The organism is Kribbella steppae (assembly GCF_004342025.1).
GTDB lineage: Bacteria > Actinomycetota > Actinomycetes > Propionibacteriales > Kribbellaceae > Kribbella > Kribbella steppae.
In genome coordinates, this window is record NZ_SLWN01000006.1 from 101,002 (window position 1) to 116,979 (window position 15,978).

A 15,978-nucleotide genomic window follows, 5' to 3' on the forward strand; every position below is an offset into this window, starting at 1 on the left:
TCCAGTACCGCTCTACGACACGTCCTCCAGCGCTGCGACGATCGCGGGCGGGAGAGTGAGCTCCTCCACACCCAGGACCGACTTGAGCTGCATCGCCGTCCGGGCTCCGACGATCGCCGCCGACACCCCCGGCCGGTCCCGCACCCAGGTGAGCGCCACCTCGAGCGGTGTCCAGCCGAGCCCGTCGGCGGCTCGTGCGACTGCCTCCACGATGCCCGAACCGCGGCCGTCGAGGTAGGGGTCGACGAATCTGGACAGATGCTGAGATGCCGCCCGGGAGTCCGCCGGGATACCGGTGCGGTACTTCCCAGTCAACACACCGCGGCCAAGCGGCGACCACGCCAGCACCCCGATCCCCAGCCCGCCGGCCGCCCGGATCGCGTCCGCCTCGGCGTCCCGGGCGAGCAGCGAGTACTCCACCTGGTTCGACACCGGGACCGCACGACCGGGCCACGCCTGCTGCCAGGTGACGGCCCGGGCCGACTTCCAGCCCGCGTAGTTCGAGACACCGACATACCGGACCTTGCCCGAGTTCACCGCGTGGTCGAGCGCTGACAGCGTCTCTTCCAGCGGTACGTCGTCCGACCAGGTGTGCAGCTGCCACAGGTCGATGTAGTCGACGTTCAGCCGGCGCAGCGAGCCCTCCAGATCGCGCAGCAGGGCACCGCGGGAGGTGTCGGTGATCCGCTCGCCCCGGCGGACGCTGAAGCCCGCCTTGGTCGCGATCACCAGGTCGTCGCGGTCCACCACGTCACCGAGGAGCGAGCCGATCAATCGCTCGCTGTCACCATCGCCGTACGCCGCCGCAGTGTCGATCAGCGTGCCACCGGCGGCCACGAACGCGGCGAGCTGCTCGCGCGCCTCGTGCTCGTCGGTGTCACGCCCCCAGGACATGGTGCCGAGGCCGAGACGGCTCACCGCCAGTCCACTGTGACCGAGATAGCGCTGCTGCATGAGCCGAGCCTATTGGCCGCCACCGACAACGGCTCGTTAGGCTCGCCTGTCATGCGACTCGGACTCAACATCGGCTTCGTCTTCGGTGGCGACGACCACTTGAATCATCTGAGGCTGGTGAAGGAGGCCGAAGCACTCGGTTTCTCGGTCACCTGGGCCGCGGAGGCGTACGGCTCGGACGCCGCCACGCTGCTGACCTGGATCGCCGCCCAGACCTCGACCATCGACGTCGGTGCCGCGGTGTTCCAGATCCCGGCCCGGACCCCGGCGATGACCGCGATGACCGCGGCGACCATCGACCAACTGTCCGGCGGCCGGTTCCGGCTCGGCCTCGGCGTGTCCGGACCGCAGGTGTCCGAGGGCTGGCACGGCGTACGGTTCGACAAACCGCTGGCCCGCACCCGGGAGTACGTCGCCATCGTGAACGCGGCGATGCGACGTGAGACGGTGGTCTTCGAGGGCGAGCACTTCACGCTGCCGCTGCCCGACGGCCCGGGCAAGCCGCTGAAGCTGTCCATCCACCCGCTCCGCGACCATGTACCGGTGTACCTGGCCGCGGTCGGCCCGAAGAACCTCGAGCTGGCCGGCGAGATCGCCGATGGCTGGCTCGGCATCCTGAACGACCCCGCCTATCTGGGAGAGCAGTTGAAACACATCGCGACGGGCCGCCAGAAATCGGCACAAGCCCGTCAGGAGGGACTCGACGGCTTCGACGTCGTCGCGTCCGTGCCGGTGATGACCGGCGACGACCTGCAGGCCGCGGCCGACCCGATCCGCGGGTACGCCGCGCTCTACATCGGCGGTATGGGCAGCCGGGAGAAGAACTTCTACAACGCCCTGGCCGTCCGGATGGGGTTCGCCGAGGAGGCCAAGCGGATCCAGGACCTGTACCTGGGCAAGCAGCACCGCGACGCGATGGCCGCCGTACCGCACGGGTTCATCGACTCGATCTCGCTGCTCGGCGGCAAGGAGCGGATGGCCGAGAAGCTCACCGCGTACGCCGAGGCCGGGGCGACCACGGTCGCACTGACCCCGTTCGCGTCGACGGTGGAGCAGCGGATCGCCGACCTGCACACCGTCGCCGAGGCGCTCGAGCTCGCCGGGGTCGGTGACTGAACCTCCATGACCATCTGGGACGCCATCATCCTCGGCATCGTCGAGGGGCTCACCGAATTCCTCCCGGTGTCCAGCACCGGGCACCTCACCATCGCGTCGAAGATGCTCGGCTACCAGATCGACGAGCCGAGCATCACCGCGTTCACCGCGGTGATCCAGTTCGGCGCGATCGCGGCCGTGGTGCTGTTCATGTGGAAGGACATCAGCCGGTACGCCGTCGCCTGGTTCAAGGGGATCCGGCACCCCGAGTACCGGGGTGAGTTCGATCACCGGATGGGCTGGTTCGTGATCGTCGGCTCGCTGCCGATCTGCATCGTCGGATACCTCGGCCGGGACATCATCTCCGGTCCGCTGCGCAGCATGTGGTGGGTCGCCGCGTCGCTGATCGGCTGGTCGTTCGTGATGATCGGGGCGGAGCGGCTGGGCAGCAAGAGCCGGCCGCTGACCAGGATCACCCTGATCGACGCGATCGTCATGGGCATCGTCCAGTGCCTGGCGCTGATCCCCGGGGTCTCGCGCTCGGGTGCGACCATCTCGGGCGGCCTGTTCTGCGGACTCGACCGGGTCGCGGCGACGAAGATGGCCTTCCTGCTCGGCATTCCGGCGCTGGTCGGGGCCGCGGTGTTCGAGCTCCCGCACGCCCTCGACGGTGACGTCGGGCTGGTGCCGGTGCTGGTCGGGACCGTGGTCAGCTTCGTGGTCGCCTACGCGTCGGTGGCCTGGCTGCTGAAGTTCGTCGCCAAGCACACCATCGAGGTGTTCGCGTTCTACCGGATCCTGGTCGGCATCGTCATCATCATCCTGCTGGCCACCAGCACGATCACCGCGACCTAGAGCCAGCCGACCTTCCGGAAGAAGCGGTACATGGTGACGCAGGCGACCGCCATCACGAGCAGGATGGCGTAGTACCCGAAGTGCCAGCGCAGCTCTGGCATGTTGTCGAAGTTCATCCCGTAGATCCCGGCCACCATGGTCGGGACCGCGGCGATGGCGACCCAGGCCGAGATCCGGCGCATGTCGTCGTTCTGCTGCACCGAGACGCGGGCCAGGTGTGCGCCCAGGGCCGAGCTGAGCAGCGTGTCGAGGGACTCGGTCTGGTCCGAGACGCGGCTGACGTGGTCGGCGACGTCGCGGAAGAACGGCGCGGCCGTCGGGCTGATCCCCGGTACGCCGTGCGCGAACTGCTCCATCGGTTCGCGCAGCGGTGCGATCGCGCGGCGCATCTCGAGTACCTCGCGCTTGAGCTTGTAGATCCGCTCGGCGTCGCTGGTGCGCTCGGGGGAGAACACCGACGACTCGACCTCGTCGACGTCGATCTCGACCTGCTCGGCGACGTCCTCGTACGCGTCGACCACCGAGTCGCAGATCGCCCACAGGACGGCGGCCGGCCCGTGACCGAGTATCGAGGCCCGCTCCTCGAGCTCCTGCCGGGCGGTGGCCAGTTCACCGCCTTCGCCGTGCCGGACGGTGACGACGTACCGGGGACCGACGAAGACGCTCAGCTGGCCGGTCTCCACGGCGTCGCCCTCGTCGACGTACCAGAGGGTGCGCAGTACGACGACGATCGCATCGCCGAAGCGCTCGACCTTGGGGCGCTGGTGGGCCTTGAGGGCGTCCTCGACGGCGAGCTCGTGCAGACCGAACAGCCGCTGGACCCGGCGCATCTCGGCGTCCGACGGCTCGTGCAGGCCGACCCAGCCGAAGCAGCGGCCGTCGTCGTCGATGGCCTGGGCAACGGTCTCGGGATCCCTGGGCAGGTCCTGCCGCTCGCCCTCGGCGTACACGCCGCAGTCCACGATCACCACTCCATCATGGCAGGCAGGACTTGCCCCGACCGGATAACGTGCAGGGCATGCCCACGGTGATTCTGGTCCGCCACGGCCGCAGCGCCGCGAACACGTCCGGCACCTTGGCCGGCCGCACCCCGGGGGTGAAGCTGGACGAGACCGGCGTGCACCAGGCCGAGGCGGTCGCGCAACGGCTGGCCGAGTTGCCGCTGGCCGCGATCGTCACCTCGCCGCTGGAGCGCTGCAAGCAGACCGCCGCCGCGATCGCGAAGCACCACGAAGCGTTGCGTCCGGCAACGGATCGGCGCCTGACCGAGTGCGGATACGGCGACTGGACCGGGCAGAAGATCGCCACCCTGGCCAAGGACCCGCTCTGGGCGGTGGTCCAACAGCACCCGTCGGCCGTGACGTTCCCGAACGGGGAGTCGATGCGGGCGATGCAGCAACGCGCGGTGGACGCGGTCCGCGCGCATGACGCCGCGCTGGCGAAGAGCCACGGGGACGGCGCGCTGTGGGTGGCGGTGTCGCACGGCGACGTGATCAAGGCGATCGTCGCGGATGCGCTCGCACAGCACCTGGACACGTTCCAGCGGATCGTGGTGGACACCGCGTCGACCACGATCATCACCTACACCGCGACCCGCCCGTTCCTGGTCCGGCTGAACGACTCCGGCAGCGAGCTAGCCTCCTTGATCCCGAAGCCCCAGCCGAAGACCAGAAGGACCAAGAAGCAGTCCTCGGACGCAGTGGTCGGCGGACGGTAATAGGGTCTAGCCATGGCGCGAGTTGTGCATTCCTACGACGACCCGGATCGGTTCGTCGCCGGCACCGTGGGGGAACCCGGTGCGAGGACGTTCTTCCTGCAGGCGCGGGCCGGCGCCCGCTTGACCTCAGTGGCCTGTGAGAAGGAACAGGTGATGGCGCTCGCAGAGCGGCTGGACGTGATGCTGGACGAGGTGGCCCGGCGGTTCGACCGGGATCCGGTGACGCCGGCGGGGGTCGACGACACCGATCCGCTGGAGCAGCCGATCGAGGAGGAGTTCCGGGCCGGCACCATGACGCTGGCCTGGGAGGCCGACGCCGAGCGGGTAGTGATCGAGGTGTTCGCGGTCGTCACCGGCGAGCAGGCCGAGCTGGAGGAGACCGACCCGGTCACGGCCGCGATGGAGTCCGACGACGCCGAGGTGTTCATCGTCCGGATCAGCGAGGAGCAGGCCCGCGCGTTCGCCCGCCGGGCCGTCGCGCTGGTCGCGTCCGGCCGCCCGAGCTGCCCGTTCTGCGGCCGGCCGATCGACGCGGAAGGACACATCTGCCCGCGCGCCAACGGCTACCGCAGGCACCTGCCGGAATGAACGACCTGCTCGCCCAGGGAGAGCTGTCCCTGCACGGCCGGCTGGTGGCCGCGTCGAACGGCACGTTCCAGGGCTCGGTGAGCCGCGACGGCGAGTCCGCGACGGTGGTCTACAAACCGGTCCAGGGGGAGCGCCCGCTGTGGGACTTCCCCGACGGCACGCTGGCCCAGCGCGAGTACGCGGCGTACGTCGTGTCCGAGGCGCTCGGGTGGTCGCTGGTGCCGCCGACGTTGCTGCGGGACGGGCCGCTCGGCGAGGGCATGGTGCAGCTGTGGATCGACGAGGCCGAGCTCGGGCCGGGGGACACCGAGCTGGTCGACATCGTTCCGCAGGGACGGGTGCCGGCCGGGTGGATCGGCGTACTCGATGCGCTCGACGGCCGGCACAACCCGGTGACGCTGGTGCACGCGGACACCGTGGACTTGCGGCGGATGGCCGTATTCGATGCCGTGGTCAACAATGCCGACCGCAAGGGCGGGCACGTCCTCAACCCGGGCGACGGGCGGGTGTTCGGCGTCGACCACGGTGTCACCTTCAACGCCGACGACAAGCTGCGGACCGTCCTGTGGGGTTGGGCCGGCGAACCGATCCCGGCTGAGCTGCTGGACGACGTACGCAAACTCGCCGACCAACTCGCCGGCGGCCTCGGCCAGCAACTGTGTGAGCTGATCACCGCGGTGGAGCTGACGGCGACCCGCGAGCGGTGTGCGACGCTGCTGAAGACCGGGTCGTATCCGTTGCCCAGTGACGACTGGCCGGCCATTCCCTGGCCCGCTTTCTAGCCGTCGTCAAGCCGTCTCGGGAAGCGGGATGCCAGCCGTGTCGCGCCGGGGAAATCCGGGCTGACATAAGCTCCTGGACATGCAGGCGTGGACGAAACCAGACATCCCGGTCGTGCCGGGTCCGGCCCGGCGACTGCGCCTCTACGACACCGCCTCGGGCGGCCCGGTGGAGGTTCCGCCGGCCGACGGCGGCCCGGCGCGGATGTATGTGTGCGGCATCACGCCGTACGACGCGACGCACATGGGCCATGCGGCGACGTACGTCACGTTCGACCTGATCAACCGGCTCTGGCGGGACGCCGGGTACGACGTCGACTACACGCAGAACATCACCGACGTCGACGACCCGCTGCTCGAGCGGGCCACCGCGACCGGGGTCGACTGGACCGACCTGGCCGAGGAGGAAATCCAGCTGTTCCGCGACGACATGACCGCGCTGCGGGTGATCCCGCCGCAGAACTACGTCGGCGTGGTCGAGTCGATCGACCTGGTGGCAAGCTCGGTCGAGGACCTGCAGCGTGTGGGCGCCGTCTACTCGGTGGACGGCGATCTGTACTTCGCGGTGAAGGCGGATCCGTCCTTCGGAAATGTGTCCGGGTACGACCGCGACACCATGCGCGAGCTGTTCGCCGAGCGCGGAGGGGACCCGGATCGCCCGGGCAAGCAGGACCCGCTGGACAGCCTGGTGTGGCGGCACGAGCGGCCGGGTGAACCTGCCTGGGACTCGTCGCTCGGTCGCGGCCGGCCGGGCTGGCACGTCGAGTGCTCGGCGATCGCGTTGGAACACCTCGGGATGACGTTCGACGTCCAGGGCGGTGGGTCGGACCTGATCTTCCCGCACCACGAGATGTCGGCCAGCGGAGCGCAGGTGGCGACCGGGGAGTACCCGTTCGCCCGGGCCTACGTCCACCAGGCGATGGTCGGCCTGGACGGCGAGAAGATGTCGAAGTCCAAGGGCAACCTGGTGCTGGTGTCGAAGGAACGCCTGGCCGGATCCGACCCGATGGCGATCCGGCTGGCGCTCCTCGCCCACCACTACCGGACGGACTGGTACTGGACGTCGTCCGAGCTGCTCGATGCGCAGGAACGCCTGGACGTCTGGCGAGGCGGCGTCACCCGCGGTTCGGGTCCCGACGGTGCGGCCGCGGTCGACGCCGTACGTGCTGCGCTCACCAATGACCTGGACACCGTCGCGGCGCTGTCGGCGATCGACACCTGGGCTGAGACGAACGGCGACGACACGGAGGCTCCGGCGCTGGTGTCTCAGGCCGTTGACGCGTTGCTCGGGGTCAAGCTGGCGGTGTAGTGGGCGGCGATCTCGTCGCTCGTGGTCAGCCAGACGTCGGTCTGTGACGCGAGGAAGTCGAGTGCCTGGTCGAGGTACTTGGCGCGGAACGCCTGACCGATGACGAAGGGGTGCAGGGCCAGCGGCATGACCCGGCCGCCGTGGTCGGACTCCCTGCGCAGTACGTCGTACTGGTCCTTGATCATCTGGACGAACTCCGGGCCGGTGATGCCGCGCGGGAAGATCAGCAGGTCGTTGAGCTCGACCGTGTACGGGACGCTGAGCATGCCGGGGATGTTGAGCCGATAGGGCTGGTCGTCGTTGGTCCAGTCGAGCACGTAGCTCAGGCCGAGCTCGGCGAGCAGTTCCGGGGTGTTGTGGGTCTCGGTCAGGCCCGGGCCCATCCAGCCCCGCGGCCGGCTGCCGGTGGCGGTCTCGATGGTGTCGACGATCTCGGTGAGGATCTTGCGTTCCTCGTCCGGCTCGAAGCCGGTGTGCAGGATGGAGTTGGTCTTGCCGTGGGCGAGCCAGGCCCAGTCGCGTTCGACACCGGCCTTGATGATCTGCGGGTTGTGCTCGGCGACCATCGAGTTCAGCAGCACGCTGGCGCGGATGCCGTGCCGGTCGAGGATCTCCATGGTTCGCCAGATGCCGACCCGGGCGCCGTAGTCGCGCCAGCCGTGGTTGAGCGGGTCGGGGGCCAGGTCGATCGGCCAGATGCTGGTGGACGGCTGGTCGGGCAGGAAGTGCTCGATGTTGAGGCCGACGTAGAAGGCGACGCGCTTGCCGTCGGGCCAGGTGAGTCGCGGGCGTTCGGTGATCGGGCTGTAGTCGAAGAGCGTCATACCGGCACGGTAGAATCTGACATCAGTGTCAGGTTCAAGCCCTTCGGAGGATCGATCGTGCGGATCGGTGAACTGGCCCGGCGGACCGGGGTGAGCGAGCGGTCGCTGCGGTACTACGAGCAGCAGGGCCTGCTGGTGTCGGAGCGGACCCCGGGCGGCCAGCGCGAGTACGCCGAGCGAGCCGTCGACCGGGTGATCCTGATCCAGGAGTTGTACGCCGCCGGCCTGCACAGCAAGAAGATCGCCGAGTTGCTGCCCTGCATGCGCGACCCAGACGGCGGCCCGAACGAACGGGCGACCCCGCGACTCGTCACCGACCTGACCGCCGAACGCGACCGGATCGACCGGATGATCGCGGACCTGACCAACTCCCGGGCGGTCCTCGACGACGTCATCAGCACCGCCGCCCGGGAGCTGTAGGCACTCAGCCGGTGACCGGGTGGTGGGTCTCGACGGGGGTCGGGATCGGAGCCATCGGCGGCACGGCGCCGAGCACCACCAGCACGGCCAGCGCCCGGGACCGAACTGCTGCCCCGATCGTCGGCACGTGACCTGCGCATAGCCCGCTCCCCGTGGATCCCCACCCGGCTGTCCGTGCTGCCAGGCGGCCGCTGTCGTCCGAGGAGAATAGGACGTTCGGTGAAGTTACGCCACGGTAGAGTGACCGCCGGGGGTCAGTCCGGGTGGTTCTTGTTCCGCCGCTTCAGGTAGCGCTCGAACTCGGCGGCGATGGCGTCGCCGGAAGCCTCGGGCAGGTCGGCGGTGTCGCGCTGCTCCTCCAGGGAGTGCACGTACTCGGCGACCTCCGGGTCCTCCTCGCTGAGCTCGTCGGCGCCGCGCTGCCAGGCCCGGGCCAGCTCGGGCAGGTCACCCTCGGGGATCTGCAGGTCCAGTAGCGCCTCGACCTTGCTCAGCAGCGCGAGTGACGCCTTCGGGCACGGCGAGCCGGCGATGTAGTGCGGGATCGCGGACCAGATCGACACTGCCGGTACGCCGAGGGTGCCGCAGAGGTCGGCGAAGACGCCGGTGATGCCGGTCGGGCCTTCGTACGTCGACGGCTCCAGGCTCCACGAGGCGGACAGCTCCGGGTCGGACGAGGTGGCCGAGACCGGGATCGGCCGGGTGTGCGGGGAGTCGGCGAGCAGCGCGCCGAAGACGACGACAAGCTGTGCGTTGGACTCGTCGACCAGCTCGAGCAGCTCCTGGCAGAACCCCCGCCAGCGCATGTTCGGCTCGTAGCCGCGGATCAGCAGCACGTCCCGGTCGGTGTCGTCGGGACGGGCCAGGTAGATCCGGGTGGTCGGCCAGGTGAGCCGTCGTACGCCGTCCTCGTCGAAACCGACCTGCGGCCGGTTCACCTGGAAGTCGTAGTAGTCCTCGGGGTCGATCGCGGTGACGAGCTCGGCGTCCCACTCGTCGATCAGGTGGTCGACCGCTCCGGTGGCCGCCTCGGCCGCGTCGTTCCAGCCCTCGAACGCGGCGATCACGACCGGGTCCCTCAGGTTCGCGAGGTCAACCACTCGCAGGCCCCCTGTCGTCTTCTGTGCCATCCGGCGGGGTCGCCGGAAACCGGACTGCCAGCCTACGTGGTCGGACGCCTCCGTGCGCCGGGTTTCACGGCCAGCGGAAAGTGTCGTGGCCCGGCCTTTCGGCCCGACTACGATGTGAGATCGGTGTCCATCCCCGATCGCTGGAGGTTCCGTGTCCAGAGCCGGCCGACCCGATCTGCGCCGTGTGCTGGCCGAACGCGTGGTGGTGGCCGACGGGGCGATGGGCACGATGCTGCAGTCCTACGACCTGTCGCTGGACGAGTTCGAGGGGCACGAGGGCTGCAACGAGATCCTCAACCTGACCCGTCCGGATGTGGTCCGCGAGATCCACAAGGCGTACTTCGACGTCGGAGTCGACTGCGTCGAGACGAACACCTTCGGAGCCAACTTCGCCAACCTGGGGGAGTACGGCATTGCCGACCGGATCTACGAGCTGAGCGAGGCCGGCGCCCGGCTGGCCCGCGAGGCGGCCGAGGCTGCGTCGACGCCCGACCACCCGCGCTTCGTGCTCGGCAGCGTCGGCCCCGGCACCAAGCTCCCGACCCTCGGTCACACCACGTTCACGACCTTGCGGGACGCGTACGCCGAAACCGCACGCGGACTGATCGACGGGGGAGCGGACGCGATCCTGGTCGAGACCACCCAGGACCTGCTGCAGACCAAGGCCAGCGTGATCGGCGCCCGCAAGGCGCTCGAAGCCGCCGGCTCGACCATCCCGGTGATCGTCTCGGTGACGGTCGAGACCACCGGGACGATGCTGCTCGGCTCCGAGATCGGCGCGGCCCTGACGGCACTCGAACCACTCGGCATCGACCTGATCGGGCTGAACTGCGCAACCGGCCCGAAGGAGATGAGCGAGCACCTGCGCTACCTCTCCAAGCACTCGACCATCCCGCTCACCTGCATGCCGAACGCCGGCCTCCCGCAGTTGACCGCCGACGGCGCCTTCTACCCGCTGACTCCCGAGGAGTTGGCCGACGCGCACGAAACCTTCGTCGACAGCTACGGCCTGTCCCTGGTCGGCGGCTGCTGCGGTACGACGCCCGAGCACCTGCGTCAGGTGGTCGAGCGAGTCGGTGGCCGCCCGGTGCGACACCGCGAACCGCAACCCGAGGCGGGCGTGTCGAGCCTGTACCAACACGTCCCGTTCCGGCAGGACACGTCGTACCTCTCGATCGGGGAGCGGACGAACGCGAACGGGTCGAAGGCGTTTCGCGAGGCGATGCTGGCCGAGGACTGGGAGGGCTGCGTCGAGATCGCACGAGCGCAGATCCGGGACGGCGCGCACCTGCTCGACCTGTGTGTCGACTATGTCGGCCGCGATGGTGTCGCCGACATGAAGGAGATCGCCGGCCGACTCGCCACCGCATCGACGCTGCCGATCGTGCTCGACTCGACCGAGCCCGCCGTACTGCAGGCCGGGCTGGACATGCTCGGCGGGCGGTGTGCGCTGAACTCGGTGAACTTCGAGGACGGCGAGGCACCGGACTCCCGCTTCGCGCGGATCGCAGGACTCGCTCAGGAGTACGGCGCTGCCGTCGTCGCGCTGACCATCGACGAGGAAGGGCAGGCGCGTACCGCCGACAACAAGGTGGCGATCGCGGAGCGGTTGCTGGAGACGTTGGAACGCGATTACGGGATCGCCGCACGACGTACTGATCGACTGCCTGACGTTCACGCTGGCGACCGGGCAGGAGGAGTCGCGGCGGGACGGGATCGAGACGATCGAGGCGATCCGCGAGTTGAAGAAGCGCCGGCCCGACGTTCAGACGGTGCTCGGCTTGTCGAACATCTCGTTCGGTCTGAATCCGGCCGCGCGGCATGTGCTGAACTCGGTCTTCCTGCACGAGTGTGTGCAGGCCGGGCTGGACTCGGCGATCGTGCACGCGAGCCGGATCATGCCGGTCGCGAAGATCCCGGACGACCAGCGCGAGGCGGCGCTCGACCTGATCTACGACCGGCGGCGGGACGGGTACGACCCGTTGCAGCGGCTGCTCGAGTTGTTCGCGGACGTGAAGGCCTCGGATCTGAAGGCGAGCAAACTGGAGGAGCTGGCCGCGCTGCCGGTGACCGAGCGACTGAAGCAGCGGATCATCGACGGCGAGCGCAATGGGGTCGAGGGCGATCTGGATGAGGCCCTGGGTGCCAAGACCGCGCTGGAGATCATCAACGACGATCTGCTCGCCGGGATGAAGGTGGTCGGCGAACTGTTCGGCTCCGGCCAGATGCAGTTGCCGTTCGTGCTGCAGTCGGCCGAGGTGATGAAGACGTGTGTCGCGTACCTCGAACCGCACATCGAGAAAACGGATGACGAAGGCAAGGGCACGATCGTGCTGGCCACGGTCAAGGGCGACGTGCACGACATCGGCAAGAACCTGGTCGACATCATCCTGACGAACAACGGCTACAGCGTGGTCAACCTCGGCATCAAGCAGCCGGTGAACGCGATCCTCGAAGCGGCCGAGGAGCATCGGGCCGACGTGATCGGTATGTCCGGCCTGCTGGTGAAGTCGACCGTGGTGATGAAGGAGAACCTCGAGGAGCTGAACCAGCGCGGCCTGGCCAAGCGCTGGCCCGTCTTGCTCGGTGGTGCCGCACTCACCCGCGCGTACGTCGAACAGGACCTCGGCAATCTGTTCGAGGGCGAGGTCCGGTACGCACGGGACGCCTTCGAAGGACTGCGGTTGATGGACGCCGCGATGGCCGTGAAGCGAGGGGTGCCGGGTGCCGCACTGCCCGAGCGTCGCGAGCGCCGGGTGCGGTCCGCGACCCGGGTGCTGGACCGGCCGCTCGACGAGGTGCCGGCCCGGTCGGATGTTGCCGTGGACAACCGAGTGCCGACGCCGCCCTTCTGGGGTGACCGGATCGTCAAGGGCATCCCGCTCGGCGACTACGCCGGCTACCTGGACGAGCGCGCCACCTTCCTCGGCCAGTGGGGGCTGCGTGGCACGCGGGGAGCCGACGGTCCGTCGTACGACGAACTCGTCGAGACCGAGGGACGGCCGCGGCTGCGGCTGTGGATGGACCGGATCCTGACCGAGGGGATCATGGAGGCGGCCGTCGTCTACGGGTACTGGCCGTGCTACTCGGAGGGGAACGCGCTCGTCGTACTGGATCCGTCCGATCACGCCGAGCTGCACCGGTTCGAGTTCCCGCGACAGCGGCGCGACCGGTTCCTCTGCCTGGCGGACTTCTTCCGGCCGAAGGAGTCCGGTGAGCTCGACGTGGTCGCGTTCCACCTGGTCACGATGGGGCCGAAGGTGGCCGAGGTGACCGGTGAGCTGTTCGCGCGGAACGCGTACCGCGACTACCTGGAGCTGCACGGGTTGTCGGTCCAGCTGACCGAGGCGTTGGCGGAGTACTGGCATGCGAGGGTCCGCGACGAGCTCGGTTTCGGCGGTGACGACGGCGACCTGGACGGGATGCTCCGGGACCAGGCGTACCGGGGCTCGCGGTACTCGTTCGGGTACCCGGCATGTCCGGACTTGGAGGACCGCGAGAAACTGGTGCGGTTGCTGAAGCCGGAACGGATCGGCGTACACCTATCGGAGGAGCTGCAGTTGCACCCGGAACAATCCACCGACGCCTTGGTGGTTCACCACCCCGAAGCCAAGTACTTCAACGCCTCATGAGGAACCTTCAAGCGGTGTTGTGGGACATGGATGGGACGTTGGTCGACTCCGAGAAGGTCTGGGCAGAGGTGCAGATCGAGCTGCTCGCGTCGCTCGGTGTCACCTGGACGCTCGACGACTGCATGCTGTTGGTCGGCAGCGATCTGCGGGACGCGGTGAAGGTCTGGATGGCGCGGATCCCCGACGGCGTGATCACCGGCGAGGAGCTGGCCGACCGGATGTTCGGCGCCGTGGTCGACGCGCTGCGGCGTGAGGTCGAGTTCCGGCCGGGTGCGGTCGAGCTGCTGCAGGCGTTGCGCAAGGCCGAAGTGCCCTGCGCTCTGGTCTCGGCGTCGTACCGGGTGATGATCGACGCGGTGCTCACGCATCTGCCGCCGGACCCGTTCGACGTGATCGTCGCCGGCGACGAGGTGACGCACGGCAAGCCGCATCCCGAGCCGTACCTGACCGCCGCGGCGAAGCTGGGTGTGGACCCGACGCAGTGCGTGGTCATCGAGGACTCGAACACCGGAACCGACGCCGGTACGGCGGCGGGCGCCTACGTAGTCGCCGTACCGCAATGGGTGACGATCCCGGAGGCGCCCCGCCGGCTTGTGGTCGACTCACTCGAGCCGCTCACTCCGGAGTCACTGAGCGACTTGCTCCGCTGAAGCAGTACCGTCACTTGATGCCGGAGTGTCCCGTGGCGACGATTGCTTGACGCTGGCGGCACCCAGGCACGCACCTCGCGGCGCGTGAGAAGCGTCCACGATGAAACCCGCATCGAGGACACTTCTCACGCTTGCGATGCACGCACCTGGACACCGCCAGCATTCAAGCAATCGTCACCACGGGACACTTGGGGCGTTGTTTGGGTATCGGGCTGGGGAAGGGTGAGATGGTGATCGTGTCGTGGGGCCGGGTGGCGGTGACGGCCGCGCTCGTGCTGGCGTTGGCCGCTTGTGGCGAGCCGGACGACAACGCGCCGCACCAGGGCAGCGAGACGCCGAAGGCGATGACGGTGCGGGTCGTGACGACCGACACGATCAGCTCGCTGGACCCGGCCGGGCCGTACGACGCCGGCTCGCGGACGGTCCAGGCGAACCTGTACCAGACGCTGCTCACGATCATGCCCGGCAAACCCACCCCGGTGCCGGACGCCGCGGACTGCCAGTTCGACTCGCCGACGACGTACACCTGCAGCCTGAAGGAAGGGCTGACGTTCCCGAACGGGCACGAGTTGACGTCGTCGGACGTGAAGTTCAGCTTCGAGCGGATGCTGCGGCTGAGGACCCCGAACGGGCCGGCCGCGCTGTTCACCTCGGTGACCTCGGTGAGTACGCCGGACGACCTCACCGCCGTGTTCAATCTGAGGCGCCCGGACGCCCGGCTGCCGTACCTGCTGACCACGACCGCCGGCTCGATCGTCGACCAGGAGTTCTACCCGCCGAACAAGCTGCTCGATACCAAGGCGATGGGCAGCGGCCCTTACCAGTTGTCGGCGTACAAGCCGGGTAACGCGATCACGCTGGCCCGCTTCGACGGGTACAAGGGGCCGCGCGGGTCGCGGAACGACGGGATCGAGATCACCCTGCTGAAGGACTCGACCGCGCTCTACCAGGCGATCACCACCGGCAAGGCGGACCTGGCGTTCCACGGCTTCGGCCCGAGCATGCTGGACAAGCTGCGGAAGTCCGATCAGGTGCAGGTGGTCGAGTCCGACTACGCCGCGATCCGGTTCTTCGCGTTCCAGATGAAGTCGCTGACCGCGCGCAAACCCGCCGTCCGCCGGGCCGTCGCGCAGCTGATCGACCGCCCGGCGATCGTGAAGAAGGCGTACGGCGACCACGTGACACCGCTGTACTCGGTCGTCCCACCCGGGTTCGGCGGGCAGGCCGACGCGTTCAAGACGGAGTACCAGGAGCCCAGCAAGGTCGCGGCCGCCGCGATCCTCAAGCAGGCGGGTATCGCCGTACCGGTGCCGCTGACCGTCGGCTGGACGCCGGTGGAGTACGGCACCGGCGCGAAAAACGAGGTGCTCGAGCTCAAGCGGCAGCTGGAGGCGTCGGGCTTGTTCAAGGTGACCCTGCGGAGCGCCGAGTGGCCGCAGTACCAGCAGGCCACCCGGGCCGGGGCGTACGACCTCTACCACGGGGGCTGGATCCCGGAGTACCCGGACGCGGACGACTACCTGGCGCCGTTCGTCCGGACCGGTGCCGTGTTCAACAACGGCTACCGGTCGGCGGCTGCCGCCGCGTTGCTGGACCAGGAGACGACCGAGCAGAACGGGCTGGAACGCGACGAACTGCTGGGTCAGCTACAGGGAGTGATCGCCACCGACGCCCCGGTGATCCCGAGCTGGCAGGGACGCTTCACAGTGGTCGCCGGGAAGAACCTGGAGAACGTCGCGACGGCGCTGAATCCGCTGTCGTTCCTGTACCTGTCCGGACTCCGTCTGTAGTTACCGGCGTGACACAAATATGCCATGACAGTAACGGTTGGCGAAGCGCTGGCGACCCTGGGTACTGCGGCGTGGTTTACTGCCGAATGTCCACGATACGGGACGATTTCCTCCCGGTCACGATCGGGCAACGCAGCACTTTCCGCGTTTGACTCCGGCGTGTAATGGCGGCAGGTTAAGGCGGCAGCCGTACCGGATTTCGTTCCGGTTCAACAGAATGAGGCAGGGGGAACCC

The 15,978-nt window shown here is 68.6% G+C and carries 14 protein-coding genes and 1 pseudogene; 10 read left to right on the forward strand and 5 right to left on the reverse strand.

All coding sequences use genetic code 11. The features are described from left to right. Positions 1-12: 12 nt before the first annotated feature. A complete protein-coding gene (locus EV652_RS18160) occupies positions 13-954 on the reverse strand; it encodes an aldo/keto reductase (RefSeq protein ID WP_132210341.1) in 942 nt (313 codons plus the stop codon). 51 nt (positions 955-1,005) lie between these two features. Between EV652_RS18160 and EV652_RS18165 the strand changes: the two genes are divergently transcribed. Together EV652_RS18165 and EV652_RS18170 are read left to right on the forward strand one after the other, a co-directional pair. Next, complete coding sequence (locus EV652_RS18165) at positions 1,006-2,070, forward strand: LLM class F420-dependent oxidoreductase (protein ID WP_132210342.1); 1,065 nt, start codon at positions 1,006-1,008, stop codon at positions 2,068-2,070. 6 nt (positions 2,071-2,076) lie between these two features. Next, complete coding sequence (locus tag EV652_RS18170; protein WP_132210343.1) at positions 2,077-2,904, forward strand: undecaprenyl-diphosphate phosphatase; 828 nt, start codon at positions 2,077-2,079, stop codon at positions 2,902-2,904. On the opposite strand, the gene corA is transcribed toward EV652_RS18170, so the two are convergent. Next, positions 2,901-3,872: a magnesium/cobalt transporter CorA gene (corA, locus tag EV652_RS18175; RefSeq protein WP_132210344.1), complete on the reverse strand. Its 972-nt coding sequence runs from the start codon at positions 3,870-3,872 to the stop codon at positions 2,901-2,903. The two genes, EV652_RS18170 and corA, sit on opposite strands and share 4 nt — an antisense overlap. A gap of 50 nt (positions 3,873-3,922) precedes the next feature. Here corA and EV652_RS18180 point away from each other — a divergent pair, with 50 nt between their 5' ends. From EV652_RS18180 to mshC, 4 genes are all read left to right on the forward strand, one after another. Beyond that, on the forward strand, positions 3,923-4,621 hold the full coding sequence (locus EV652_RS18180) for a histidine phosphatase family protein (protein ID WP_132210345.1): 699 nt from the start codon (positions 3,923-3,925) through the stop codon (positions 4,619-4,621). A gap of 12 nt (positions 4,622-4,633) precedes the next feature. Further along, on the forward strand, positions 4,634-5,209 hold the full coding sequence (locus tag EV652_RS18185) for a DUF3090 domain-containing protein (protein WP_132210346.1): 576 nt from the start codon (positions 4,634-4,636) through the stop codon (positions 5,207-5,209). Next, positions 5,206-5,991: an SCO1664 family protein gene (locus EV652_RS18190; RefSeq protein ID WP_132210347.1), complete on the forward strand. Its 786-nt coding sequence runs from the start codon at positions 5,206-5,208 to the stop codon at positions 5,989-5,991. Before EV652_RS18185 ends, EV652_RS18190 begins: the two co-directional genes overlap by 4 nt. Before the next feature lie 79 nt (positions 5,992-6,070). Next, positions 6,071-7,297 carry a cysteine--1-D-myo-inosityl 2-amino-2-deoxy-alpha-D-glucopyranoside ligase gene (gene mshC / locus EV652_RS18195; protein ID WP_132210348.1) on the forward strand — a complete coding sequence of 409 codons (1,227 nt, stop codon included), beginning with the start codon at positions 6,071-6,073 and terminating at the stop codon, positions 7,295-7,297. On the opposite strand, the gene EV652_RS18200 is transcribed toward mshC, so the two are convergent. After that, on the reverse strand, positions 7,255-8,121 hold the full coding sequence (locus EV652_RS18200) for a polysaccharide deacetylase family protein (protein ID WP_132210349.1): 867 nt from the start codon (positions 8,119-8,121) through the stop codon (positions 7,255-7,257). The genes mshC and EV652_RS18200 overlap by 43 nt on opposite strands. A gap of 57 nt (positions 8,122-8,178) precedes the next feature. Between EV652_RS18200 and EV652_RS18205 the strand changes: the two genes are divergently transcribed. After that, the gene (locus EV652_RS18205; protein ID WP_132210350.1) at positions 8,179-8,541 is read left to right on the forward strand and encodes a MerR family transcriptional regulator; all 363 of its coding nucleotides are present in this window, start codon (positions 8,179-8,181) and stop codon (positions 8,539-8,541) included. 4 nt (positions 8,542-8,545) lie between these two features. Here the strand turns inward: EV652_RS18205 and EV652_RS45820 are convergent, their stop codons facing one another. Together EV652_RS45820 and EV652_RS18210 are read right to left on the reverse strand one after the other, a co-directional pair. Continuing rightward, entirely contained in the window at positions 8,546-8,668 is a 123-nt protein-coding gene (locus EV652_RS45820) for a hypothetical protein (RefSeq protein WP_255512608.1), read from the reverse strand. A 127-nt stretch (positions 8,669-8,795) separates the two neighbouring features. Then, positions 8,796-9,641 (reverse strand): PAC2 family protein, encoded by an 846-nt coding sequence (locus tag EV652_RS18210; RefSeq protein WP_132210351.1) that lies wholly within the window; start codon positions 9,639-9,641, stop codon positions 8,796-8,798. A 250-nt stretch (positions 9,642-9,891) separates the two neighbouring features. On the opposite strand from EV652_RS18210, the pseudogene metH reads away from it, so the two are divergent. From metH to EV652_RS18225, 3 genes and pseudogenes are all read left to right on the forward strand, one after another. Further along, positions 9,892-13,303: pseudogene (metH, locus tag EV652_RS46170) on the forward strand (methionine synthase). Then, a complete protein-coding gene (locus tag EV652_RS18220) occupies positions 13,300-13,953 on the forward strand; it encodes an HAD family hydrolase (RefSeq protein WP_132210352.1) in 654 nt (217 codons plus the stop codon). Before metH ends, EV652_RS18220 begins: the two are co-directional and overlap by 4 nt. A 227-nt stretch (positions 13,954-14,180) precedes the next feature. Beyond that, positions 14,181-15,743 (forward strand): ABC transporter substrate-binding protein, encoded by a 1,563-nt coding sequence (locus EV652_RS18225; RefSeq protein ID WP_132210353.1) that lies wholly within the window; start codon positions 14,181-14,183, stop codon positions 15,741-15,743. Positions 15,744-15,978: the final 235 nt, after the last annotated feature.